The 24,448-nt window shown below is 68.4% G+C and carries 18 protein-coding genes, 1 pseudogene and 1 CRISPR repeat array; of the genes and pseudogenes, 10 read left to right on the top strand and 9 right to left on the bottom strand.

Annotated features, from left to right (window positions below):
* Positions 1-23: 23 nt before the first annotated feature.
* Positions 24-953 carry a LysR family transcriptional regulator gene (locus tag Tchl_RS07150; RefSeq protein WP_075147789.1) on the bottom strand — a complete coding sequence of 310 codons (930 nt, stop codon included), beginning with the start codon at positions 951-953 and terminating at the stop codon, positions 24-26.
* 238 nt (positions 954-1,191) lie between these two features.
* On the opposite strand from Tchl_RS07150, the gene Tchl_RS07155 reads away from it, so the two are divergent.
* Entirely contained in the window at positions 1,192-2,133 is a 942-nt protein-coding gene (locus Tchl_RS07155; RefSeq protein ID WP_075147790.1) for a sodium-dependent bicarbonate transport family permease, read from the top strand.
* Here Tchl_RS07155 and Tchl_RS07160 read toward each other — a convergent pair.
* Positions 2,072-3,433: an MFS transporter gene (locus Tchl_RS07160; RefSeq protein ID WP_075147791.1), complete on the bottom strand. Its 1,362-nt coding sequence runs from the start codon at positions 3,431-3,433 to the stop codon at positions 2,072-2,074. The two genes, Tchl_RS07155 and Tchl_RS07160, sit on opposite strands and share 62 nt — an antisense overlap.
* Before the next feature lie 339 nt (positions 3,434-3,772).
* Here Tchl_RS07160 and Tchl_RS07165 point away from each other — a divergent pair, with 339 nt between their 5' ends.
* The 7 genes from Tchl_RS07165 to Tchl_RS07195 all read left to right on the top strand — a co-directional run bounded on the left by Tchl_RS07165 (position 3,773) and on the right by Tchl_RS07195 (position 12,720).
* Complete coding sequence (locus Tchl_RS07165) at positions 3,773-5,401, top strand: S8 family serine peptidase (protein ID WP_075147792.1); 1,629 nt, start codon at positions 3,773-3,775, stop codon at positions 5,399-5,401.
* Positions 5,402-5,576: 175 nt separating this feature from the next.
* Positions 5,577-6,044 carry a PACE efflux transporter gene (locus Tchl_RS07170; protein WP_232311686.1) on the top strand — a complete coding sequence of 156 codons (468 nt, stop codon included), beginning with the start codon at positions 5,577-5,579 and terminating at the stop codon, positions 6,042-6,044.
* Positions 6,041-7,069 carry a UDP-N-acetylmuramate dehydrogenase gene (gene murB, locus Tchl_RS07175; protein ID WP_075147793.1) on the top strand — a complete coding sequence of 343 codons (1,029 nt, stop codon included), beginning with the start codon at positions 6,041-6,043 and terminating at the stop codon, positions 7,067-7,069. Before Tchl_RS07170 ends, murB begins: the two co-directional genes overlap by 4 nt.
* Positions 7,070-7,168: 99 nt before the next feature.
* Complete coding sequence (locus Tchl_RS07180; RefSeq protein ID WP_075147794.1) at positions 7,169-7,870, top strand: class I SAM-dependent methyltransferase; 702 nt, start codon at positions 7,169-7,171, stop codon at positions 7,868-7,870.
* Between the two features lie 98 nt (positions 7,871-7,968).
* On the top strand, positions 7,969-8,751 hold the full coding sequence (locus Tchl_RS07185) for an enoyl-CoA hydratase/isomerase family protein (protein ID WP_075147795.1): 783 nt from the start codon (positions 7,969-7,971) through the stop codon (positions 8,749-8,751).
* A 1-nt stretch (position 8,752) separates the two neighbouring features.
* Positions 8,753-10,927 (top strand): acetate--CoA ligase family protein, encoded by a 2,175-nt coding sequence (locus tag Tchl_RS07190; protein WP_075147796.1) that lies wholly within the window; start codon positions 8,753-8,755, stop codon positions 10,925-10,927.
* A gap of 173 nt (positions 10,928-11,100) precedes the next feature.
* Positions 11,101-12,720: a sulfatase-like hydrolase/transferase gene (locus Tchl_RS07195; RefSeq protein WP_075149630.1), complete on the top strand. Its 1,620-nt coding sequence runs from the start codon at positions 11,101-11,103 to the stop codon at positions 12,718-12,720.
* 45 nt (positions 12,721-12,765) lie between these two features.
* Here the strand turns inward: Tchl_RS07195 and siaD are convergent, their stop codons facing one another.
* Genes siaD through siaA form a run of 4 tightly spaced genes read right to left on the bottom strand, consistent with a single transcriptional unit; the run spans position 12,766 to position 16,567 of the window.
* Positions 12,766-13,575 (bottom strand): biofilm regulation diguanylate cyclase SiaD, encoded by an 810-nt coding sequence (gene siaD, locus Tchl_RS07200; protein WP_232311687.1) that lies wholly within the window; start codon positions 13,573-13,575, stop codon positions 12,766-12,768.
* Complete coding sequence (gene siaC, locus Tchl_RS07205) at positions 13,572-13,952, bottom strand: biofilm regulation phosphoprotein SiaC (protein WP_075147797.1); 381 nt, start codon at positions 13,950-13,952, stop codon at positions 13,572-13,574. The genes siaD and siaC overlap by 4 nt, the downstream gene beginning before the upstream one ends.
* Positions 13,953-13,989: 37 nt before the next feature.
* Positions 13,990-14,532 (bottom strand): biofilm regulation protein kinase SiaB, encoded by a 543-nt coding sequence (gene siaB / locus Tchl_RS07210; protein ID WP_075147798.1) that lies wholly within the window; start codon positions 14,530-14,532, stop codon positions 13,990-13,992.
* 43 nt (positions 14,533-14,575) lie between these two features.
* A complete protein-coding gene (gene siaA, locus Tchl_RS07215) occupies positions 14,576-16,567 on the bottom strand; it encodes a biofilm regulation protein phosphatase SiaA (RefSeq protein WP_075147799.1) in 1,992 nt (663 codons plus the stop codon).
* A gap of 203 nt (positions 16,568-16,770) precedes the next feature.
* On the opposite strand from siaA, the pseudogene Tchl_RS07220 reads away from it, so the two are divergent.
* Both Tchl_RS07220 and Tchl_RS07225 read left to right on the top strand, forming a co-directional pair.
* Positions 16,771-18,002 (top strand): annotated as a pseudogene (locus Tchl_RS07220) (glycosyltransferase family 4 protein).
* The gene (locus tag Tchl_RS07225; RefSeq protein ID WP_075147800.1) at positions 18,002-18,766 is read left to right on the top strand and encodes a UDP-2,3-diacylglucosamine diphosphatase; all 765 of its coding nucleotides are present in this window, start codon (positions 18,002-18,004) and stop codon (positions 18,764-18,766) included. The pseudogene Tchl_RS07220 and the gene Tchl_RS07225 overlap by 1 nt, the downstream one beginning before the upstream one ends.
* A 65-nt stretch (positions 18,767-18,831) precedes the next feature.
* A CRISPR array of direct repeats spans positions 18,832-22,258; the repeat unit is 32 nt; unit sequence GTTTCAATCCACGCGCCCGTGCGGGGCGCGAC.
* A gap of 195 nt (positions 22,259-22,453) precedes the next feature.
* Here Tchl_RS07225 and cas2 read toward each other — a convergent pair.
* From cas2 to cas4, 3 genes are read right to left on the bottom strand one after another with little or no spacing between them, the layout of a single operon-like run.
* Positions 22,454-22,744 carry a CRISPR-associated endonuclease Cas2 gene (gene cas2 / locus Tchl_RS07230; RefSeq protein WP_075147801.1) on the bottom strand — a complete coding sequence of 97 codons (291 nt, stop codon included), beginning with the start codon at positions 22,742-22,744 and terminating at the stop codon, positions 22,454-22,456.
* Between the two features lie 9 nt (positions 22,745-22,753).
* The gene (gene cas1c, locus Tchl_RS07235; protein ID WP_075147802.1) at positions 22,754-23,794 is read right to left on the bottom strand and encodes a type I-C CRISPR-associated endonuclease Cas1c; all 1,041 of its coding nucleotides are present in this window, start codon (positions 23,792-23,794) and stop codon (positions 22,754-22,756) included.
* 3 nt (positions 23,795-23,797) lie between these two features.
* The gene (gene cas4 / locus Tchl_RS07240) at positions 23,798-24,430 is read right to left on the bottom strand and encodes a CRISPR-associated protein Cas4 (protein ID WP_075147803.1); all 633 of its coding nucleotides are present in this window, start codon (positions 24,428-24,430) and stop codon (positions 23,798-23,800) included.
* Between the last annotated feature and the right edge of the window lie 18 nt (positions 24,431-24,448).

Here is a 24,448-nt window from a genome sequence, read left to right on the forward strand (position 1 = left end):
GGGGGGCGCAGAAGGGGCCGGGCTCAGTGGCGCGCGGCGGCGAGGCGGGTCTGCGCCGCCCGGTTCAGTTCCGGTGCGCGCTCCTGCAGGAAGCGCAGGAAGGCGTCGGCGAGCGGTGTCAGGCGCTTGCCGCTGGGGTGGACCATCTGCCAGTGGGTGAGCACCGGGGTGTCCTCGACCCGCAGCACGGCGATGCCTTCGTCCACCGCATGGGCGAGGGCGTGCGCCGACAGCAGCGACAGCCCCAGTCCGCCCGCCACCGCCTGCTTGACCGCTTCGTTGCTGCCCAGCTCGAGGCGCGGGCGCAGCGCCAGGCCGCGCCCGGCGAAGAAGTGCTCGGCGGCCTGGCGGGTGCCCGAGCCGGGCTCGCGGAGGACGAACTCCTCGCCGGCGAGTTCGGCGATCGGCACCGCCGCGCGGGCGGCCAGCGGATGGTCGGCGGCGGCGATCACCACCAGCGGGTTGGCGAGGAAGGGGGTGGCGACCACCGGCGGCGCTTCGGGCGGGCGGCTCATGATGTAGAGGTCGTCGCGGTTGTCGGCGAGGCGGCGGATCACCGCGCCGCGGTTGAGCACCACCAGCGACACCTCGACCGCAGGGCGTTCGCGGCGGAAATCGCCGAGCAGGCGGGGAATGAAGGTCTCCGCGGTGCTCACCACCGCCAGGCGCAGCCGGCCGACGACGTCGCCGCGCAGCTGGGCGAGGGTTTCGTCGAGGTTTTCCAGCTCCTGTTCGATCCGCAGCGCGGTGTCGACCACCGCGTCCCCGGCGGCGGTCAGGTGCAGGCGGCGGCCGACGCGCTCGAACAGCGGCAGCCCGACCTGGTCGGCGAGCTGGCGCAACTGCGCCGACAGCGTCGGCTGGGCCAGGTGCAGGCGCTGGGCGGCGCGTGACACGCCGCCTTCGCGGGAGACGGCAAGCAGCAGGCGGAGCTGATGGAAGGTCAGGCGCATGGCGGTGAGCTCCGGGTGATCGGGCGGGCGGCGAGGGGGCGGCGTGCATGGGGCTTGAGGAAGGCCGTGGAATAAGATTCCATATAGAGATATTTCTATATAAAACTAAAAAATAAATCATTTTTTTATATGTGTGTGCTGCGGCAGAATGCGTCCGCCTGAAGCCACCCGGCTTCGTCTCCTGTGAATGACTCCGCATGTGCGCCCCGGTGCGCATGCCTGGCCCGGAAAATACACCATGGTCGATGCCGTTCCCTTCTTCTTCGCCCTCGGCGCGGTCGCCTCGTTCGCACGCAGCGGCCTGCGCCTGCCGGGCGCGGTGTTCGAAACCTTGTCCATCTACCTGCTGCTGGCGATCGGCCTCAAAGGCGGGGTCGAGATCGCACGTTCGGAAAGCGCCACCCTGTGGCTCGATGCGCTGCTCGCGATCGGCCTTGGCGCGGTGATCCCGCTGCTGGTGTTCCCGCTCTTCCGGCTGCGCTTCGGCCGCGCCGACGCGGCCTCGCTGGCAGCACACTACGGCTCGGTGAGCATCGTCACCTTCGCCGTCGGCGCGGCGGTGCTGGGTGGGCGCGGGATCGAGGTCGAAGGCCACCTCGCGCTGCTGGCGGCGCTGATGGAAGCGCCGGCGCTGATCGTCGCCACCCTGATCGCCCGCTGGGGGGTGAAGTCGGCCGATGGCCGCTCCGCCGCCGGCGCGCTGGTGCACGAGGTGTTCGCCAACAAGAGCGTGCTGCTGCTCGGCGGCGGCATCCTGATCGGCTGGCTCGCCGGCCCGGGAGGGGTCGAGCCGCTGTCGCCGCTGTTCGTCGATCTGTTCAAGGGCGCGCTGTGCCTGTTCCTGCTCGAGATGGGGCTGATCGCCGCCGACCGCCTGCCCGACCTGCGCCGCGCCGGCTTCTTCCTGGTCGCCTGCGGGCTGGCCTTGCCGCCGCTGCTGGCGCTCGCCGGCTGGGGCGTGGCACAGGTGATGGGGCTGGGGGTGGGCGGCACGGTGCTGATGATGACGCTCGCCGGCAGCGCGTCCTACATCGCCGCCCCGACCGCGATGCGCATCGCCGTGCCCGAGGCCAACCCGGCGCTCGGGGTGGCGGCGGCGCTGGCGCTGACCTTCCCCTTCAACCTGCTGCTTGGGATTCCGCTGTACCTGTGGTGGGCGCAGACGATGGCGGCGGGCTGAGGGGGGCGCCGGTGCGCGCCGGCCCGGGGCCGGCTGCAGCCGCGTCGTCCCCGGAGTGGGCTCCTGCCGCGGTGGTCGTGGTGTCGTCGGCCGAAACCATTTCGAGCACGGTGGCCGAAGTGCGCATCATCGGGGTGAAGTGCGCGGGTGCATCGACGATTTCGTCGCGGGTATTGCGGTACAGGCTGAGCGTGAACAGGGCCAGCGGGACGAAGGCGAGGCCCAGGTGCAGCGGCAACGCGACCGCACCGAGGCCGTCCATCAGCGTGCCGGCGACGAGGGGGCCGAGGGCAGCGCCGACTCCGTGCAGGAACAGGACGCCGGTGTTGCCGGCAAGGATTTCATCCTGGTGGAGGTGGTCGACGAGGTGGGCGACGACGATCGGGTAAACCGCGAAAGCCATGCCGCCGAACAGGAACAGCCCGGCCAGTGGAACGTGCTCGATGTGCCCGAAGGCGGCGACCGCGAGCCCCGCCAGCACGGCGCCGACGGCGGCGATGCCGAGCGCCAGGCGGCGGTCGCCGGCATCGGACAGGCGCCCCATCGGCCATTGCAGCAGGGCGCCGCCGACGATTGCGCTGGTCATCAGCGCGGCGATCCCGGCGGCGTCGAGGCCGATGCGCTCGCCATAGACCGGGGTCAGGCTCCAGAACGCGCCCATCGACAGCCCGGAAGACAGCGCACCGACCAGGGCGGCCGGTGCGGCACGCCGGATCAGGCGCAGGTCCAGGCGTGGGCGGGCGCCGATCTGCGGCTGCGGAAAGCGTGTCATCGTCACCGGCAGCAGCGATGCGCAGACGAAGATCGCCGCCACCGCGAACAACGTGAATGCAGCCGCACTGCCCAGGCGCAGCAACTGCTGGGCACCGGCGAGCGCGGCGAGATTGACCACCATGTAGATGGCGAACACCTGGCCGCGGCGCTCGGGTGCGGTCTGGTCGTTGAGCCAGCTTTCGATCACCGCGTAGAAACCGACCAGGCCGACCCCGGTGATGACCCGCAACACCATCCAGAATACGGCTTCGACGATCAGCGCATGGAGCAGGATGCAGCTCGCGACCGCCGCGCCGAAGAAGGCGAAGGCGCGGATGTGGCCCATGCGCCGGATCAGCTGCGGCGCGATGAAGGTGCCGAGAAAGAAGCCGAGGAAGTAGGTGGAGCCGATCAGGCCCAGCGTGGTGTCGGAAAACCCTTCCAGGCTTCCGCGCAGGGCGATGGTGGTGCTGAGCAGGCCGGAGCCGAGCAGCAACAGGGCGATGCCGGCGAGCAGGGCGCCGATGGGGAGGATCATGGGCAGCATGGGCGGGGGGCTTCCTGTCCGCCCCGGGTGAGGGGGGTCGGAAGCGTGTCGAAATCGTTTTGTGCAAACAGTCTATCACTCGTCCCCGCCGGCAGTGGCGCTGCCGCCCGGCGCCCGCGGTGGGGGCGGCAAGCGCGGCAGCGAGGGGGCAAATGTCACGGCGGGCGAGGGCGCTTCTTCCTTGGCGGACGCCTGTGTCCAGCACTATAAAAAAACATTCACGCTTTCAGTTCGAGGCGTTGCGCCATCAGCCCAGGCACCGTGTGCGGCCGCCGATGCTGCCGGCGCCGGCCGCTTCCTGGTGCACCAGGCGGGGCCGCTTGCGCAGGAGGAAAAATCATGTCCGCAGTGAGATCTCTTGCCGTCTTCCTGGTCGGTGCCTGCCTGATCGCGGGCGCTGCTCCGCTCGCCGCCCAGGCGCCGGTCGGCGGGGGTGAGGCCGCCTCGCGTCCGCTGCCGCCACCGTTCGCACCGGATCAGGTGCTGGTTGCGTTCCGTCCCGGCCTGGCCGGGGCGGAGGTCGCACAGGCGCACGCCGCCGCCGGCGCCAGGGTGCTGAAGCGCTTCGCTGCCATCGGCGTCGAGCTGGTCGCGGTGCCGGCGGGGTCGGTGCAGGCGACGGTGGCCTTCTACCAGCGCAACCCGAACGTGCGCTACGCCGAGCCCAACTATTACCGTCCGCTGGTCCTGCCCACCGAGGGCCGTGACCCGCCGGAGGCGCTCAATATCGATTACTTCACCCAGCAGTGGGGGCTGCACAATACCGGACAGGCGCTGTTCGATCCGGAGACGGGCGGCACAATGGCCGCCACCGCGGATGCCGACATCGACGCGCCCGAAGCGTGGGACCTGACGCGGGGCAGCGACACGGTGCGGATCGCGATCCTCGACAGCGGGGTCGAATGCACCCACGTCGATCTGGCGACCAAGTGCCTCGAGCAGAAGAACTTCACCGGCAGCAGCACCGCGGCCGACCTGATCGGCCACGGCACCCACGTCGCGGCGATCGCCGCGGCGGAGACCAACAACGGGATCGGCACCGCCGGCGTGGGCTGGAACGCGAAGTTCGGTTCGATCAAGGTGTGCTACGAATATCCCTACGAGTGGTATCCGATCCTCGGCATGTGCGAGGTCGCCGCTTCGGTCGACGGGCTGCTCTACGCCGCGGACAATGGCTATCACGTCGTCAACATGAGCTACGGCAGCGACCCCGACCCCTACTCGCCGTCGAACGCCGAGCGCGACGCGATCGCCTATGCCTGGAGCAAGGGGCTGGTGCTGGTGGCGGCGGCAGGCAACGATTACGCGTCGAACCGCCACTACCCGGCGGCCTTTGCCGAAGTGATTTCGGTGGCCGCCACCGACCGCCACGACAACCTGGCCTATTTTTCCACCTTCGACAAAAACTGGGTTTCGGTCGCCGCGCCCGGCCACCAGATCCTGTCGGCCTATCCGAACGCGGGCTGCGGAATCGCCGCCGATGATCCGGAAGGCTGCTACAACTGGCTGTCGGGGACGTCGATGGCGGCTCCCCACGTGGCCGGGGTGGCGGCGCTGGTGCGCGCCTCCAACCCCGGCCTGAGCAATGCCGAGGTGCGCAGCCGGATCGAGAACGGGGCGGACGCAAGCGGCGCGCTCGGGCAGAACTTCCGCGCCTGGGTGAAATACGGCCGGGTCAATGCCCACCGCGCGCTCGGGGCCGGCACCGAACCCCCGCCGCCGCCGTCCCAGATCAGCCTGTCGGCCACCGGCAGCAAGGTCAAGGGCGTGCAGCAGGTCGATCTGCAATGGAGCGGAGCGGGCACCGCGGTCGATATCTGGCGTAATGGGGGGACGATCGCCACGAATGAAGCCAACGACGGCGCGTACCGCGACGCGATCGGCCAGAAAGGGGCGGGCACTTATACCTACCGGGTCTGCGAAACCGGCACCACGGTGTGCTCGAACGAGGCCACGGTGAGCTTCTGAGTATCCCGGCCGCGCCCGGCAGCGGAGGGCGCCCGGGAAGGGAACAAGAGGGCGGGAGCGCTGTTCCGGAAGGGCTTCGGCGAGCGGGCGGGCGGGTGTGCTTGCCTTCGGCGGCGCGCCGGCCTATGTTCACACGCCTTCGATGTCCAACCCGCCCGGCAGGAGGCGTTCGCTTGTGTCCCCACCGTCCCCGAAGCTGCGCTCCTGGCGCGACCGCCTGCGCCAGATTGCCCTGTTCGAGCTCGGCGGCCTGGTGCTGGTGACGCCGCCCTTCGCCTGGCTGAGCGGCACGCCGCCGCTCGAGTCGGCCGCGCTGCTGGCGCTGCTGGCGCTGGTCGCGGCGCTGTGGAACGGCGCTTTCAATACCGGCTTCGACTGGATGGAAGGCCGTCTCACCGGGCGCAGCGCCGACCGGCGGCCGCTGCGTCTGCGCTGCGTGCACGCCGCGCTGTTCGAGGGCGGGCTGCTGCTGATCACGCTGCCGGTGATCGTGTTGTGGACCGGCATGGGCTGGGTCGAGGCCCTGGTCGCCGACGTCGCTCTGGCGATCGCGTACACGATCTATGCGCTGCTGTTCAACATCGGCTATGACCGCCTGTTCCCGATCGCGCAGACCGCGGCCCGGGCGTGCGCCGGACGATGAGCACGCCCGGGCCGGACACCCTGTTCGACGCCGATCTCGGCGCGCTCAACAGCTTTCGCCTGCCGGCGCGGGCGGCGCGCCTGCTGCGCCTGCGCTCGCTCGATCGGCTCGATGCGCTGATCGCCACGCCGGGCTGGGCCGCTATCCCGCGTCTGGTGCTGGGTGGGGGCAGCAACCTGGTGTTCACCGGCGATTTCGCCGGGACGGTGCTGAAGGTCGAGATCGACGGCCGCCGCCTGGTGGACGCGACGGCCGAGGCCTGGATCGTCGAGGCCGGTGCGGGCGAATCCTGGCACGATTTCGTGTGCTGGACGCTGGAGCGGGGCTGGCCCGGACTGGAAAACCTGGCGCTGATTCCGGGCACGGTGGGGGCGGCGCCGATCCAGAATATCGGCGCCTACGGGCTGGAACTCGCCGAGCGTTTCGACTCGCTCGACGCGGTGGACCTGGAGTCCGGCGCGCGCCGCGTATTCACGCTGCGGGACTGTGCTTTCGGCTATCGCGACAGCGTGTTCAAGCGCGCGCCGGGACGCTGGCTGGTGAGCGCGGTGCGCTTTCGCCTGCCGCGGCGCTGGCAGCCGGTGACCCGCTACGCCGAGCTTGCCCGCGAACTGGAGGCGCGCGGGCTTGCCGACCCTTCCGCGCGCGAGATCTCCGAGGCGGTGAGCGCGATCCGTTGCCGCAAGCTGCCCGACCCCGCCGTTCTCGGCAACGCCGGCAGCTTCTTCAAGAACCCGCTGGTGGAAGCGGCGCAGTGCGCCCGCCTGCTCGCCGCCCACCCGACGATGCCGCACTACGTTCAGGCCGACGGCCGGGAAAAGCTCGCCGCCGGCTGGCTGATCGAGCAGTCCGGCTGGAAGGGACGCGACCTCGGCCCGGTCGGCTGCTTCGAGCGCCAGGCGCTGGTGCTGGTCAATCGCGGCGGCGCCACCGGCGCCGACGTGGTGCGCATCGCGCGGGCGATCGTCGCCGATGTCGAGGCGCGCTTCGGTGTGCGCCTGGAGCCCGAGCCGGCCCTGCTCTGAAGCGGGGCGGGGGATGCAGCCAGATCACAATCGGCCCGGAACCGCAATACGGACTCCTCCCCCGTGGGCAGGCCTCCCCCGGCTACGTACAATTCCCCCATGAGCCTGCCTGCTTCCGGGCCAGCCCCCGTCTGCCCGGTCTGTCTCGACGCCGCACCGCGCCTCTTCATCGAGGTGGGCGCGCGCGACTACCGGCGCTGCGTCCGTTGCGAAGCGACTTTCCTGCTGCCCGCGCAGCGCCCGCCAGTCGACGCCGAATGCGCCGAATACCTCCTCCACCGCAACGACCCGGCCGACCCCGGCTATCGCCGCTTTCTTGCCCGCCTCGCCGAGCCCCTGTGCGCCCGGCTCGCGCCGGCGAGCGCGGGGCTGGACTACGGCTGCGGACCCGGCCCGGCGCTGGCGGACATGCTGCGTGGCGTCGGCCACACCGTGCGCGTGTATGACCCGCTGTTCGCCCCCGATGCTGGCGTGCTGGCGCAGCGCTACGACTTCGTCACCTGTACCGAAGTGGTGGAGCACTTCCACCACCCGGCCGCCGAGTTCGCCCGCCTCGACGCGCTGCTGCGTCCCGGTGGCTGGCTCGGGATCACGACCTGCTTCCAGACCGACGACGCCCGCTTCGCCGGCTGGCACTACCGGCGTGACCCGACCCATGTCGTGTTCTATCGTGAAAGCACGTTCCGCCACCTTGCCCGGCGCTTCGGCTGGCGGTGCCACATTCCGCGCAAGGATGTGGTGCTGATGCACAAGCCGGTGGCGCCCGGCCTTTTCTGCGGCCGGGTTCCGGCGCCGGAGTGAGTCGCGGTCGTGCGCGGCCCGCGCCGATCCAGTCCCGTCCCGTCGCCCCGCCGCCTCCCTTCATCCTCTTTTTCTTCCCGCCCCCACCGAGAGCCTCCATGACCTACGAAACCCTTCTCTACGAACTTCGCGACGGCGTCGCCGAGATCCGTTTCAACCGCCCGCAGCGCCTCAACGCCGTGACCCGGCAGCTGTATGACGAGCTCGATGCCGCCCTGAGCCGTGCCGAAGCCGAGCGCGACGCCCGTGTCGTCCTCCTCAGCGGCGAGGGGCGCGCCTTTTGCGTCGGCGCTGACCTCAAGGAGCACAAGGTCGGGCGCACCGCCTTCGACCGCCGCCAGTACCTGAAAGGCGAGCAGGACGTGTGCAAGCGGCTGCTGGAACTGCAGAAACCGGTGATTGCCGCGGTCAACGGCTACGCCCTGGGGGCCGGGGCGGAAATGGCGATCGCCGCCGACTTCGTGCTGATGGCCGAAAGCGCGCAGATCGGCCTGCCCGAGATCTCGATCGGCAATTTCCTCGGCGGCGGCGTGACCTGGCTGCTGCCGCGCCTGGTCGGGCTGGCGAAGGCGCGCGAGCTGGTCTTTCTCGGTGAGCGCATCAAGGGTGAAGAGGCGGTACGCATCGGCCTGGCGAGCCGGGTGTTTGCCGACGAGGGCTTTCTCGACGCGGCGCGCGGCTTCGCGCGCAAGGTCGCGGGCAAGGCGCCGTTCTCGATGCAGCTTGCCAAGGCGCAGCTCAACCGCTCGGCCGAACGCACCCTCGACGCCTGCCTCACCGCCGAGCTCGAAGGCATGATGTTCGTCGGCACCACCCGCGACTGGCAGGAAGGGGTCGATGCCTTCGCCGAGAAACGCGCACCGGTGTTCCGGGGGCAATGACATGAGCACGCACGACACCGCCCCCGCCCACCGCAGCCCGCTGCACGACTTCCTCGCCCCCGATTCGATCGCCATCGTCGGCGCTTCAGCCGATCCGACCAAGCGCGGCTACAAGGCGATGGTCGGCCTGATCAAGGGCGATTACGCCGGCCGGATCTACCCGATCAACCCCAAGGTGCCCGAGATCCTCGGCGTGCCGACCTGCCCGACCCTCGATGACGTCCCCGGCGCGGTCGATCTGGCGCTGATCTGCACCCCGGCGGCGACCTTGCCCGGGCTGATTGCCGAGTGCGGGCGCAAGGGCGTCAAGGGCGCGGTGATTCTCGCCGCGGGCTTTCGCGAGACCGGTGCGGAAGGGGCGAAGCTCGAGCAGCAGGTGCTCGACGCCGCGCGCGCGGGCGGGGTGCGCATCATCGGCCCCAACACCTCGGGCATGTTCAACCTGCACAAGAAAGTGAACCTGCTCGACCTGCGCAACATCAAGGCCGGCGACATCGGCTTCATCTCGCAGTCGGGCAACATGCTGCTGGCGCTGGTGCTGGAGGCCGAGCACAACGGCCACGTCGGCTTTTCCACCTACGTCGGCCCCGGCAACCAGACCGACATCGGCTTCAACGACTACCTGCGCTACCTCGGCGAGGATGAGCGCACCCGGGTCGCGACCCTGTACGTCGAAGGCTTCCGCGACGGCCAGCGCTTCCTCCAGGCGGCGCGCGAGATCACCCCGCTGAAGCCGGTGGTGGTGTACAAGTCGGGCGCCACCGAGCTGGGCAAGAAGGCCGCCAGCTCGCACACCGGGGCGCTCGCCGGCAGTTATGCGATGACCGTCGATCTGCTGCGCCAGGTCGGGGTCACCGTCGTCCACCATTCCGACCGCATCCTGCCGGTGGCCGAAGGCCTGGGCCTGCTGCAGCAGGCGCGCGGCAAGCGCGTGGCGGTGATCGCCGACGGCGGCGGCCAGGCCACGATCACCTCCGACCGCCTGTCCGAAGCCGGGCTGGAGCTGGCGCCGCTGTCCGAAGCGACGCGCAAGCGCCTGGCGGCGATCCTGCTGCCGCAGGCCTCGCTCGCCAACCCGGTCGACGTCGCCGGCAGCTCCGATGCCGATCCCGAAGTGCTGGCGCGCTGCATGGAAATCGCCGCCGAGGACGACAGCGTCGATGCGGTGTTCCTCGTCGGCATGTTCGGCGGCTACCACACCCGCTTCGCCGAGTCGCTGCTCGGCGGCGAGATGCGCGCCGCGGAGTCGATGATCGAGCTCGCCCGCCGCATCGACAAGCCGCTGGTGATCTACAGCCTCTATGCGCCGGTCAAGCCGCCGGCGCTGCGCCGCCTGCACGAGGCCGGGCTGCCGGTGTACGCCTCGATCGAACATGCGGTGCGGGTGCTGCAGGCGCTCGGCGAGCGCGGCGCCTACCTTGCCCACCAGCACGGCCAGCCGCTGCAGCCCGGGGTGACGCCGATCGAGGACATGCAGGCGATGTTCGCGCGCGCCCAGAACGAAGGCCGCGACCTCTACGAGTTCGAAGCCAAGGCGCTGCTGCGCGCCCATGGGGTGGCGGTGGCCGAGGAGCGGGTGGCGCACGGCGCCGATGAGCTGGCCGCGGTGGCGGCGCATTTCGGCAACCAGGCACTGGCGATGAAAGTGGTGTCGAAGGACATCCTGCACAAGTCGGACGCCGGCGGCGTGATGCTGAACCTGGTCGGCGAGGCGGCGCTGTGCGCGGCCTACGACCGGATCATGACCCGCTGCCGGGCCTACGACCCGAACGCCGACATCCGTGGCGTGCTGGTCACGCCGATGGCGCGAAAGGGCACCGAAGCCATCGTCGGCGTGGTGCGCGACCCGATCTTCGGCCCGGTGCTGATGTTCGGGCTGGGCGGCATCTTCGTCGAGATCCTCGAGGATGTCGCCTTCCGTGCCATTCCGCTGTCGCGCTTCGACGCCGAATCGATGGTCGACCAGCTCAAGGGGCGCCGGATCCTGGATGGCGCGCGGGGTGAGGCGGCGGTGGACAAGACGGCGCTGGTCGATCTGTTGCTGAAGGTGTCGAGCATCGTCAGCGCCTATCCTCAACTCTCCGAACTCGACCTCAATCCGGTCATTGCCTACGCCGACGGCTACGCCGTGGTCGATGCGCGCGTGATCACCAATCGCGCCGTGGTGAGCGGCTGAGCGGCTGAGCGGCTGAGCGGGTGCGCCGCCGCGCCGCTTTCCCGCTTCGGCGGCGGTGTGCATATCGACACAAAAATGAGGATTCGATGACGGATTTGTTGCGGTAGCATTGCGCACCTTCTGCGTGCGTCCCATCCGAGGTACGCGCAGGGGCTTGCGTGCGCGGGGCCAAGATGCGTGTCGGAAAACTGCTCAGATTTCTGGCCATCCTGGCCGGCTGCCTGCTGTACGCGGTGCCGCGCTGGCTGACCGACGAGTTCGGCTCCGTCAGCATCGACCAGGTGCTCTACCACCTGCGCTTCGGCTCCGAGGGCGTGCTGACCAGCGACCCCGAGCTCACCCGCCGCTTCCTGTGGCGCGGGCTGGCCCTGCCGCTGCTGCTGGCGCTGCTGCTGTGGGCGGTGGACGGGTGGGTCGGCCGCGTGCACGCCCGCGGCACGGGCTGGCCGCTGCCGCTGCTGCGTGCGGCCCGCGACCGCCTGCGCGCGGGCGGGCACTGGCTGGGCGAATGGATCCACCGCGGCGCGCGCCACACGTTGCCGCGCATCGTGCCGTTGGTGGTGCTGGGGGCGGGGGGGGCGTTCTTCGTCGATAGCTTTTCGGTGGCGCGCTACGTGCGGGCCTATTTCGGCGAGGACTACTTTTCCGATACCTACGTCGATCCCGCCCGGGTTGCTCTCGTCCGCGGCCGGCAGCCGCCGAAGAGCCTGGTGCTGATCTACGTCGAAAGTCTGGAGAGCACCTATTCCGATCCAGCCCTGTTCGGCCGCGACCTGCTGCACCGCCTCAATGCGCTGAAGTCACGTCCGGGGGTGGTGTCCTTCGACGACTACCACGAGATGATGGGTGCGCATTTCACCATCGCCGGGCTGGTGGCGACCCAGTGCGGCCTGCCGCTGAAATCGGTGGCGATGTTCGGCGGCAACGTGCAGGGCGAAAAAATCGAGCGCTACCTGCCGAATGCGCGCTGCCTGGGCGACATCCTCGCCGCGGAAGGTTACCGCAACGTCTTCCTCAACGGCTCCAGCCTGGCTTTTGCCGGAGTCGGCAAGTTCTTCCGCGACCATCGTTACGAGAAGGTGATGGGGCGCGAGGAGTGGATTTCCGCCGGCGAGCCGCCCGAGCGCATGAGCGGCTGGGGCTTGCGCGACGACGACCTGTTCCGCCATGCGCGCGCCGAGTTCGACCGCCTGATGAAGTCGCGTCGGCCGTTCAACCTCAACGTCCTCACCATCGACACCCACCACCCCTACGGCCACCTCTCCCCGCAGTGTGCGCAGCAGGGCTATGGCGATTTCGACGGCATCGTCGAGTGCACCGCCGGGTTGGTGGCGGACTTCATCGAATACATCATCGCCCGCGGCGGGCTCGAGCGGGTGGCGATCGTCGTCCAGGGCGACCACCTGGCGATGGGCAACACCTCCTATCCGAAACTGATCCAGAATCCCCAGCGGCGGGTGTTCAACCTGCTGATCGGCAAGGACCGGCGGCTGGCCAAGAACACCGACGAAGTCACCCACTTCGACATGCTGCCGACGATCCTCGATCTGATCGGGCTGCAGGTGAAGGGCGGGCGCGCCGGTCTGGGCTATTCGGCGATCGGTCCGGTGCGGGCGCCGCGACCACCCGACCGCCTGGCGCGCATGTCCGCGCAGCTGATGAACTACAGCGCGACCTACCGCGCCCTGTGGGAGCCGGCGGAGGAAGAGGCGGGCGATGATGCGGTTGCAGCCCGCCCCGCGCGAAGCGGGCCGGCAGCGGCCGCGGCCGGCCGCGTCGCGCTGGTTCCCTGAGCGGCGGACAGGCCGCGCCCGGAGCGCGCCCGCAGCCGGGGGCGCTCAGATTGCGACCACCCGGTCCCGCCCGCTCTCCTTGGCCTGCAGCAGCGCGGCATCGGCCCGCGCCAGGGTGTGGGTGGGCGCTTCCCCGGGGCGATACTCGGTCAGGCCGGTGCTGATCGAAACCTGGATGCCGTAGCCGGGTCCGGCATCGATCGACAGGTGGCGGATCTGCGCGTGCACGCGCTCGATCAGCTCGCGCCCGTCGGCCAGCCGTGTTCCGGGCAGGATCAGGAGGAACTCCTCGCCGCCCCAGCGCCCGCAGATGTCGTATTCGCGAATTGCACCGTGCAGGGCGCCGGCGATGCGGTGGAGCACGACGTCGCCGGTTTCGTGGCCGAAGCGGTCGTTGATCGCCTTGAACCGATCGACGTCGACCATCGCCAGCGCATAGACCTGGGCGCTGCGCTTGCCGAGGCCGCTTTCCTCGCGCAGGCGCTCCATCAGGTAGCGGCGGTTGCGCAGGCCGGTGAGGGCGTCGGTGATCGACGCTTCGCGCAGGCTCTCGCTGACTTCGCGCAGTGAGTTCTGGTAGCGGTCGGAAATGCGGGCGAGCTTTTCCAGGCGGCGGACGTGGCGGTCGAACTGGGCGTTGAGGTCTTCGGCCCGGCTCTGCGACCAGCCGTGATAGCCGTCGGAGATGCGGATCAGCCGCGCCATGCGTTCGTGCTGGTCGCAGGCGAGGGCGTAGAGCCGCGTGAGCGGGGCATGGAGCGGGTCGTCGCGCAGCGTCGGGTCGTCGAGCAGCGCGCGGATCTCGTCGAGCAGGGGCGGGGTGCTCGACAGCGGGGTGTCGGCGGCGGTATTCACGATGGCTGGACGGCGATCTCGAAGGGGAAACTGCAGTCTTCGCGGAATTCCTCGGCGAGCATCTTCACCCGTTCGTTGCGCGGATGGTAGTACCAATCGACGCGGACTTCGCGGCCGCGGACGTGGGCATCTTCGAGCATGTCGAAGATGTCCATCATTGCCTTCACCGAGCTGGTGTTCATGTAGATCAGCTGCAGCTCGAGGCGCAGGGGGCGGGCGGTTTCGGCGAGGAAGCGCTCGACCCAGACGAGGATCTCGCCGAAGAACTCGAAGGAGTTCTCGGGGTAGGAATCGCCGTCCATCTTCAGCAGGCCGGCGTCCCAGTCCGCTGTGATGGTGGGAGTCGATTGGGTTCCGGGGATGTTCAGGATCGTCATGGTGTTTTTTCGGTCGGGTAGGGGATGTGCCGGAGTTTCAGATGACCGCCCTCAGGCTGAAGAACACCTTTCCGCCGCTCGCCGGGCCGACGCTGGCCGACAGCGGCTGGCAGGCCTTGCGCGCGATGTCGAGCAGGCCCAGCCCGGCGCCGGAGCTGAGCGCGGTGTCGCGCGGCTTGCGCAACTGCTCCTTGTAGGCGGATTTGAGTTCGGCCTTGTCCATGCCGGACAGGGCCTTGATGCGGGCCATCAGAAGCGGTCCGTCGTCGGCTTCGACCAGATTGCCGGCCTGAACCAGGTAGGCCCCGTCCGGCTGGCGTGCGACGATGATGGTGGCCGCGCTGTCCTCTTCGCCGTACTGCCGGTGCGCGGCGTAGTGGCGGATGTTCTGGGTCATTTCGATGTACACGCCGAAGACGTCCATTGCCGCCGAGGGCGTGGCGTTCTGCGCCTGCAGGTAGTTTTTCAGGGCGTGGCCGATTTCCTCGATCAGGCTGCGCGAGATCGGCCCGTTGAAGCACAGCAGGATGCGGTTGCGGTTGAACAGGTCGCGCAGGCTGAAAAGGTCGAGATCGTCCATGAAGGCGGGGCTCCTGGTGGCGCAGGCGGGGTAAACAGTGGGCTCAGTCGATGCGGAATGCAAGAATTGTAATGTCGTCGAGCTGCGGGTGGTGGCCGCGGTGGGCCTCGAGCGCGCGGTCCAGGGCCTGCGCCTGCTCGGTCATCGGCCGCTGCGCGATGGTGCGCAGCAGTTCGGCGAAACGGCTGTTGCCGAGGCCGAATCCATGTTCGCCGCCGGCTTGGTCGAGGTAGCCGTCGGTCACCAGGTAGCAGGTCGCACCCGCCGGCAGGGCGAGGCTGTGCTCGACGAACTCGGCCTGGCGGCGGTCGGCGAGCGCGCGGCGCACGCCGGGGATTTCCTCCACCGCGTCGCCGTCGCTCCAGTACAGCGAGATTTTTGCGCCAGCGAACAGGATCCGGCGTGTGGTGCGGTCCACGCACACCAGGCCGGCGTCCATGTTGGTGGCGATCGCGCGCGGCAGCTGCGAGGCCTGCAGCATCCCGCGCAGGGTGCGGTCGGCATGGGCGAGGAGGGCCGCGGGCTGCTCCAGGCCGATGCGGTTCATGGCGTCGTCGAAGGCGGCGCGCGCCAGCATCGTCATCAGCGCGCCGGGCACGCCGTGGCCCGCGCAATCGACGATGCCCAGCAGGTTGTGTTCGCCTTCGGCGCGGAACAGGTAGAAATCGCCGCCGACGGTGTCGCGTGGCCGCCACAGGGCGAAGTGATGGGGGCCGAGCATCTCGCTCAGGCGCTGGTCGGGCAGCAGCGCGCGCTGGATCAGGCTGGCGTATTCGATCGAATCCCGGACTTTTTTCTGTGCCGCGCTCATCGCCGTGTTGGCCGCCTGCAGTGCTTCGGTGCGCGTGCGCACCTTGTCCTCGAGTTCGGCAGTGTGGGCGCGGATCTTTGCCGCCATGGCGCCGAAGGCGCGTGACAGGTCGCCGAGTTCGTCCCTGCCCGGCGGGGGCAGGCGCACGGTTTCGCCGCGGGTGAGGGCCAGCGCCGAGTGGTGGAGGGCTTTCAGCGGGCGCAGCACGAGGCGGTCGACGGCGAAGCTGAAGCTCGCCAGCATCAGCACGATCAGCAGCGCGAAGCCGGCGGCCGCGCCCTGGAGCCAGCCGCGATCGACGATCTCGGCCACCGAGAGGTCGACCGCGGTCAGCACGTACCAGCGCAGCTCGTCCAGATAGGACAGCGACAGCAGGCGCCGGCCGCCATCGAGCGTCACCCACAGCTGCTCCACTGTGCCCGGGGCGGTGGCGGCGCGATCGAGGGCGGCCTGCAGCGCGCCGCGCTCCTGGGCGTCGGCCAGCAGGCTGTCCAGGGTGCGCGCCTGGGCATCGTGGCGCGCGCCCGAACCGAGTGCGATCAGGCGGGCGTCGGGGTGGAGCTGGATCGCGCCGTTGCGGTCGATGATCATCGGCGTCAGGCCGGCGATGCCGGCGTCGATGAATTCCTTCATGAAGCGTGACAGGTCCAGTCCGCTGCCGGCGATGCCCAGACGGCCGCCGTCGTCTTCGATGACGACGTTGAGCCAGACCCTGGCCTGCTTCAGCCAGCGGTCGGGGTTGACGTTGATGTTGACGCGGGGGGCAGCGGCGAGCGTGGAAAAGAACCAGGCGTCGTCGGCTTTCTGCGGGTCGAGCCGGTAACGGGGCGCGGCGCTGTAATCCTGGGCCGGATCGTTGTAGTAGTAGTCGAGCGAGCGACTGCTGGCGAGGAAGTAGCTGTGGTCGCGGAACGCCCGGCGAAAGCCTTCCGCCTCCTCCAAAGCTTGCGCATGGCGGGACGGGTCGCGCTCGTCGCGCAGCCACTGACGGACCGCCACCGAGTCCGCCAGGCGGCGGGCGAGCGCGAGTTCGCGCGCGATCGGGCCGAGGATGCGTTCGCGATGCAGCTCGGTGAAGTTGCGCGCGTAGCCTTCGCCCAGATGGGTCTTGACCTCGTCGAATGCCCGCCAGGCAAAAAAGGCCGCCGGCAGCAGCGCGAGCAGGCAGGCGAGCAGCAGGGCGAGGGCGGATTTCGCCCGCAGTCCGTGTCCCCAGGTGGGCATGATGTGTTCCGGTGCTTCCGAATGCGTGCGACGGATGGGTGGCAGACCCCTGGCGGGCCGGCGCTGAAGTTTAGCTTATCGTCGCACCAGGGGGGCGCGGTAATGGCGGCGGCAAGTGCACGGGTTCGCGTGCGGGTTGGTTTAACGCGGGCGCAATTTCGGCGTAACCGAGCTGTATTGCGGGTCGCCTACGCTGCGGCGCCATGAGAGCGCTCGATTGCACGACGGCAGCACCCTGTCCGCCATCCCGCCTGCGCATCGCGCTGGTGACCGAAACCTTTCCGCCCGAAGTAAACGGGGTGGCGATGACGCTCGAACGGATGATCGACGGCTTGGTCGAGCGCGGCTACGACATGCAGCTGGTGCGTCCGCGACAGGACTCCGACTCCACCGCGGCGGGCGCGCGTGGATTCGATGAAGTACTGGTGCGGGGCTTGAAGCTGCCGCGCTACGATGGGCTCAGGTTCGGTCTGCCGGCCCGTTCTCGATTGCTGCGCGAGTGGTCGCGGCGGCGTCCTGACCTGGTGCACGTGGCGACCGAAGGCCCCCTCGGTTGGAGCGCGGTGACGGCGGCGAACACGCTGCGTGTGCCGGTGACATCGGACTTCCATACCAATTTCGACCGTTACAGCGCGCATTACGGCATCGGCTGGCTGCGCCGGCCGGTAGCCGCCTATCTGCGCCGTTTCCATAACCGCAGCGCCACCACCTACGTGCCGACGGCCGCGCTGGCGCGCAGCCTGGGCGACCAGGGCTATGCGCGGGTGGAAGCCATCGGGCGCGGAGTCGATACCGCGCTGTTCGATCCGCTGCGGCGCAGCGAAGCCTTGCGCCGGGATTGGGGCCTTGCCCCTGGCGGCCTCGCCGTGATCAGCGTCGGACGCCTCGCCCCGGAAAAAACCTCGACCTGGTGCTGCGCGCCTTTACTGCGATCCGTGAGCAGCGGGCCGATGCCCGGTTGATCCTGGTCGGTGACGGTCCCCTTCGCGCTACGCTGGCCCGTACCTGCCCCGATGCGGTCCTGGCCGGAACCCGGCACCGTGAAGACCTGGCCGCGCATTACGCTTCATCCGACCTGTTTCTCTTTCCCAGCCTGACCGAAACGTTCGGCAACGTCACCCTGGAAGCGATGGCGAGCGGCGTGTGTACGCTGGCCTACGGCTACGCCGCCGCCGCCGAGACGATCCGGGATCTGGGCAACGGCGCCGTGGTGCGCTGCGGTGATGAGGACGGTTTCATCGAACGGGCGATCCAGCTGGCTGTAAATGACCGGCTTCGTGCCGAGCTGGGAGAGGCTGCTCGGCGCAGCGCCGAGGGCCTGAGCTGGGGGCACGTCGTCGACACTTTTGCTGATGCGCTGCTCCGTGCCTGGCGCCGCGGTGGGGCTGCGCAGCCGTGGCCGGCCGCGACTGGCGCCGGAGGGCGTGCCGACTGATGCCGGCGGTGCGCTCCGTTTTCATTTCCGACGTGCATCTGGGCACGCGCGCCTGCCAGGCCGAAAATCTGCTCGCTTTTTTGAAGGAGTTCGAATCCGAGCACCTCTACCTGCTCGGCGACATCATCGACTTCTGGGCGATGAACCGCAGCGTGCAGTGGGCCCCGGCGCACAATACCGTGGTGCAGAAGGTGCTGCGCCGCGCCCGCCACGGTTGCACCGTGGTCTTCATCCCCGGCAACCACGACGAGGCCCTGCGCGATTACGCCGGCGTCACCTTCGGCGACATCCGGGTGGAATCCGAATGTGAACACGAGACGATCGATGGCCGTCGCTACTGGCTGATCCACGGTGACGAATACGACCAGGTCACGCGTCACCACCGCTGGGTGGCGGTGCTCGGCGATGTCGCCTACAACGCCCTGGTCCGGCTCAACCATCTGCTGTCGCGGGCACGTCGGCTGCTGCACATGCCGGGCTACTGGTCGCTGGCCGGGTACGCGAAGCAGAAAGTGAAGAAGGCGGTGGGCTTCATCTTCGACTTCGAGGACAGCATGGCGCACGCCGCTCAGTTGCGTGGCGTGGATGGGGTGATCTGCGGCCACATCCACTGGGCCTCCGACCGCCGGATCGGCAAGGTCCGCTATCTGAACTGTGGCGACTGGGTCGACTCGTGCAGCGCGGTCGTCGAACACTTCGACGGCCGCCTCGAAGTCGTGCATTGGCGGGGGATGAAAAGCGGTCCCAGCGTGCAGATGGGATAGGTTGGCAGAGGCGACAACAAGGTGGCTGACAGCAACGACGGTGGTGATGTCGTGCACCCGAGCAAGTTTTAGTCCGCGCGCCCGCGCGGGGCGGGACTCACGGTGCACTGGTACTGCGGGTCGGTGGGCTCGTTTCAATCCACGCGCCCGTGCGGGGCGCGACCCGGCAAACGATCGGTTTCGGAGACGCCCAGGGCGTGTTTCAATCCACGCGCCCGTGCGGGGCGCGACGACCTGGAACGGGCCGCCGGTCTCCGCGCTCGGATCGTTTCAATCCACGCGCCCGTGCGGGGCGCGACCATCCGCGTCTGCGGAGACCTGCTGACCACCATCATCGTTTCAATCCACGCGCCCGTGCGGGGCGCGACACGGTATGCCGTCCGGACCATCGCGTAACATTGGTGTTTCAATCCACGCGCCCGTGCGGGGCGCGACCCGACGATGCCCGGGCGATTCTGCGGGGTGAGGCATGTTTCAATCCACGCGCCCGTGCGGGGCGCGACCGCACATGCACCAGTGCCGCCCATGACCGCGCATGTTTCAATCCACGCGCCCGTGCGGGGCGCGACCTCAAAGCGGTCGTACCGGCCGGGCATCTCCTTCGAGTTTCAATCCACGCGCCCGTGCGGGGCGCGACCTGGCCGCGGCGGATCTCGCGCAGGGTGTCGAAGTTTCAATCCACGCGCCCGTGCGGGGCGCGACACGGTATGCCGTCCGGACCATCGCGTAACATTGGTGTTTCAATCCACGCGCCCGTGCGGGGCGCGACCCGACGATGCCCGGGCGATTCTGCGGGGTGAGGCATGTTTCAATCCACGCGCCCGTGCGGGGCGCGACCGCACATGCACCAGTGCCGCCCATGACCGCGCATGTTTCAATCCACGCGCCCGTGCGGGGCGCGACTCCGGCAGGGGGTTGTCGGTCGGGGGGGTGAGGTGGTTTCAATCCACGCGCCCGTGCGGGGCGCGACCGGCCGCCAGGTGTGCGACATCTGGCCCTTCTTGTTTCAATCCACGCGCCCGTGCGGGGCGCGACGCGGCACGACTGGGTGCCCAAAAGCCTGATGGGGTTTCAATCCACGCGCCCGTGCGGGGCGCGACCAGGGCGTCACCCCGGTGCTGTCCTACGAAACCGTTTCAATCCACGCGCCCGTGCGGGGCGCGACCCAGATCGGTGCGAAAGCCGGGCGGGACGATGACGTTTCAATCCACGCGCCCGTGCGGGGCGCGACCGGCCAGCGCAATGGCGCCGCACAGGGCGGATTCGAGTTTCAATCCACGCGCCCGTGCGGGGCGCGACCCTTCGCCCAGCGCTCGATGCACTCCATGACGGTGTTTCAATCCACGCGCCCGTGCGGGGCGCGACGGATCGGCCACCGCGTTGGTGAAACTCAGCCGGCTGTTTCAATCCACGCGCCCGTGCGGGGCGCGACCATCCCCGCGCGTCGACAGGCGCAGCACGGGGCTGTTTCAATCCACGCGCCCGTGCGGGGCGCGACCCGTCGAGCAACGTAACGAGGCCGCAGACGATGGTGTTTCAATCCACGCGCCCGTGCGGGGCGCGACGACTGTCTCCGTGAACGGCATCAGTTCGTGCGTGTTTCAATCCACGCGCCCGTGCGGGGCGCGACTAGAGGTCGGCGAGGCGGTCGAAGGCGTCTTCGTGTTTCAATCCACGCGCCCGTGCGGGGCGCGACGTAGTCGATGACCTCTTCGTAGTGGCCGGGCGAGGTTTCAATCCACGCGCCCGTGCGGGGCGCGACGATGCGGGCTGCTTCGGGGCGGCATTGTTCAGCACGTTTCAATCCACGCGCCCGTGCGGGGCGCGACGATGGTCGGCCCGGTCAATACGACCGAGACGTGGGGTTTCAATCCACGCGCCCGTGCGGGGCGCGACGACTGTCTCCGTGAACGGCATCAGTTCGTGCGTGTTTCAATCCACGCGCCCGTGCGGGGCGCGACTAGAGGTCGGCGAGGCGGTCGAAGGCGTCTTCGTGTTTCAATCCACGCGCCCGTGCGGGGCGCGACGTAGTCGATGACCTCTTCGTAGTGGCCGGGCGAGGTTTCAATCCACGCGCCCGTGCGGGGCGCGACGATGCGGGCTGCTTCGGGGCGGCATTGTTCAGCACGTTTCAATCCACGCGCCCGTGCGGGGCGCGACGATGGTCGGCCCGGTCAATACGACCGAGACGTGGGGTTTCAATCCACGCGCCCGTGCGGGGCGCGACGATTGGGCTCGATATTGCCGCGCTGACGCTCAAGTTTCAATCCACGCGCCCGTGCGGGGCGCGACGCGGGATGGTCATCGTTAGTGCCGACAGCGTGATGTTTCAATCCACGCGCCCGTGCGGGGCGCGACCATTTAGTCGGAGTGGCCTTTGAGGCATTAACGAGAGTTTCAATCCACGCGCCCGTGCGGGGCGCGACATTGTGCTGCCGTTTAGCCAGCTCAATCCGATTCTTGTTTCAATCCACGCGCCCGTGCGGGGCGCGACTGGCGGATCGTGAGCCAGTCGCAGCAGGGGGAGAGTTTCAATCCACGCGCCCGTGCGGGGCGCGACCAGCCGCCTACGGCTATCCCCGAAGAGGATCTATCGTTTCAATCCACGCGCCCGTGCGGGGCGCGACCTTGTACGCCGCCCCGAGCGTTTGCCACTTCTTGAAGTTTCAATCCACGCGCCCGTGCGGGGCGCGACCTGCCTTTCGGAAGAGAGGGCATTTCGTATCTCCAGTTTCAATCCACGCGCCCGTGCGGGGCGCGACGGGTTCGACAGTCACCATGTGGCGCCGCCCGCGTGTTTCAATCCACGCGCCCGTGCGGGGCGCGACCCACCCTGGCGCGGAAGATCGCCGAGGCGCATGGTTTCAATCCACGCGCCCGTGCGGGGCGCGACTCCCCTCGGGGCCGCACCCGTTGCCCGTGTACGTGTTTCAATCCACGCGCCCGTGCGGGGCGCGACTCTCGCGGATCGACTCGGCGGTGGTCGTGCTGATCGTTTCAATCCACGCGCCCGTGCGGGGCGCGACCTGCAGGGCGCTGGCGCCGGCCGCGCCGACATCGGCGTTTCAATCCACGCGCCCGTGCGGGGCGCGACCTCAGCACCGCAACCAATCCTGCTGATATTCAAAGTTTCAATCCACGCGCCCGTGCGGGGCGCGACCTTCGCCCAGCGCTCGATGCACTCCATGACGGTGTTTCAATCCACGCGCCCGTGCGGGGCGCGACCCACTCAGCAACCGTGCCTTCACGCCAGCGAGTACCGTTTCAATCCACGCGCCCGTGCGGGGCGCGACTCATGCGAGTAAATGCGATCGGTGTTCAGCGTCTGTTTCAATCCACGCGCCCGTGCGGGGCGCGACTTGTCCAGCCTGTTTCACCGCAGCCCGCCACGTATGTTTCAATCCACGCGCCCGTGCGGGGCGCGACCAATCGCGCACTGAACGGCATCGCCGGTGCACTTGTTTCAATCCACGCGCCCGTGCGGGGCGCGACCGCGTCAATGTAACATGCTGAATTTATAGCGTAATTCTGGCTATTTCGGCGAGCTGCCCATAAATGGGTCTCAGCACATCTTCTGCAATCTCGACATCACAGTCGAAACCGTTCTAGATCAAACTCATAAGACAAGCGCGAATGGACCGGAAATTTGCAGGGAGCTTCAGGTTCGCACTTGGCATCTTGGATCGGTCATAAGATCAGTGGGCTGTTGAGATCCAGTACAGCCTTGGCGCCGATGTGCTCGATCCGAGCTTGCCAGTGCTTGCCGAGATAGTAAAAACGCAGGCTGTCCTGGACAGGATCGATCAGGTCGATCAGCCTTTGCTTGAGCATGACCCACTGAGCTGGATCGACCTCGATCTCAAACACCGAGTATTGCACCCGCTGGCCATAGTCTCGGCATGCTTTGGCCACCCGGCGTAGGCGCCGGTCTCCACCCGTCTCCCGGGTGCTGACGTCGTAACTTACCAGCACCATCATGTGGGTGCCCTACTTCCACAGAAATGGTGGGTAGGCGTCCAGGTCGCCACGGAGGTGGCGCGCCAGCAGTTGCGCCTGTAGCGCAGGAAAGAGCCCGAGTGGCGCCTTCTCTTCAAAGAATGCATGCCACAACTCTTCGCGTTTGCGTTCCTGATAGGCGGTCAGCACGGTCTTGCGCGAATCCTCTTTGAGCAGTACGGCACCGTTGTCGAGTGTCACGAAGTCGCGTTCATCCAGTTGTCTGCGGTTCAGTAGTGACAGAGCAAGGCGGTCTGCCAGGAGCGGACGAAACTCTTCGACCAGGTCGAGCGCCAGGCTTGGTCTGCCAGGGCGATCCCGGTGTAGAAAACCGACTGCAGGGTCCAGCCCTGCCGCCTCCAGTGCCGACCGGCAGTCATGAGTCAGCAACGTGTACAGGAAGGATAACAAGGCGTTGACGGCGTCTTTCGGGGGGCGCCGACTGCGGCCGTTGAAACGCAACGCAGGCTTCCCCGCTCGGATCAAGTGATTGAACACGCCGAAGTAGGCCTGGGCCGCTTCCCCCTCAAGGCCGCGCAGTGCATTCAGTTCAGTTTCGATCAGCAATCGTTCGGCAATACGCCGTAGCCGTTCCCGCGCTCGTGCGAGCGCCAGGCGGGCAGATTCATCCATGCTGTCGCCGTGATCACGCACGGCGCGGCTCACGACTGCGCGCTGGTTATGTACCTTGCCCAGCAGCAGGTTGCGCACGATTGCGGCGCATCCAGCCGGATCGTCACTGCGCCGGTATTGCTCGCGCCGCAGTAGGACGTTGCCCGATACGGGCCCTTCTACGCGTGCCAGGAACCGGCCGTTCATGGACAGAAAACACACGCTGATGCCCTGTTCGGCGCAGTAGCCCAGCAGCGGCGGTGAGACCAGCACGCGGCCGATGCAGACGAGGCTCTCGAGCATGTGCGCGGGCAGACGGGCGCGCTCGTTGCCCTCGACCTCCATGACGATGTTGGCGCCGTCCTTCTTAAGCCAGGCGCCCTCGGTGGTGACGTACAAGGTATTGAGTTGCCGGCGCATTCTTCAGTCCTCGTGCTTCAACTGCCGGCGCAGCCAGCCTTCGACTCCGGCAGCACGCGCCAGCAGCCGCGGCTGGCACAGATCGATCAGCGAGCAAGCGTCACAGCGTCCGACATCGTAGGTCGCGGTCGGTGTGCGCCCGGCGTCGATCATGACGCGGGTGTCGCGAATGACGGCCAGGGTCAGGCTACGCAACGCATCGTCGAACACAACGACCTGCCGCCGGCGCGGCGTGCCGTAAAAGAGCGCTCCCTCCACCACCTTCACGCCGAACATGGCCTCGAGGCATAGTGCCTGGGCGCACAGTTGCACCTCGTCGGCGCGATGCGCCTTGGGCCGGCCGCGCTTGTATTCCACCGGATAGGGACACTCGCCCTCGTCGCCGGAGTGGAACTCCACTGCATCGGCCACGCCGGCGATGCCCAGTTCGGCATTGGAGAGCGGCATCGCCGTGACCGTGCGCACGCCGTGGCGCCGTTCCACCATCGGCTTGTCGGCGCGATCGTGGAGCAGGCGCCCCTCGGCGGTATGGCGGTTCTCCGCCCACAGCCGCTCGACATGGATCAGCGCACACTGGCGCGGGCAGTACAGGAAATGCTGAAGGGCGGAGATGGGGATGGGATCGTCCTCGTCCATCCTTCGGCGCTCCGTTCC

The organism is Thauera chlorobenzoica (genome assembly GCF_001922305.1).
GTDB classification, from domain to species: Bacteria; Pseudomonadota; Gammaproteobacteria; order Burkholderiales; family Rhodocyclaceae; genus Thauera; species Thauera chlorobenzoica.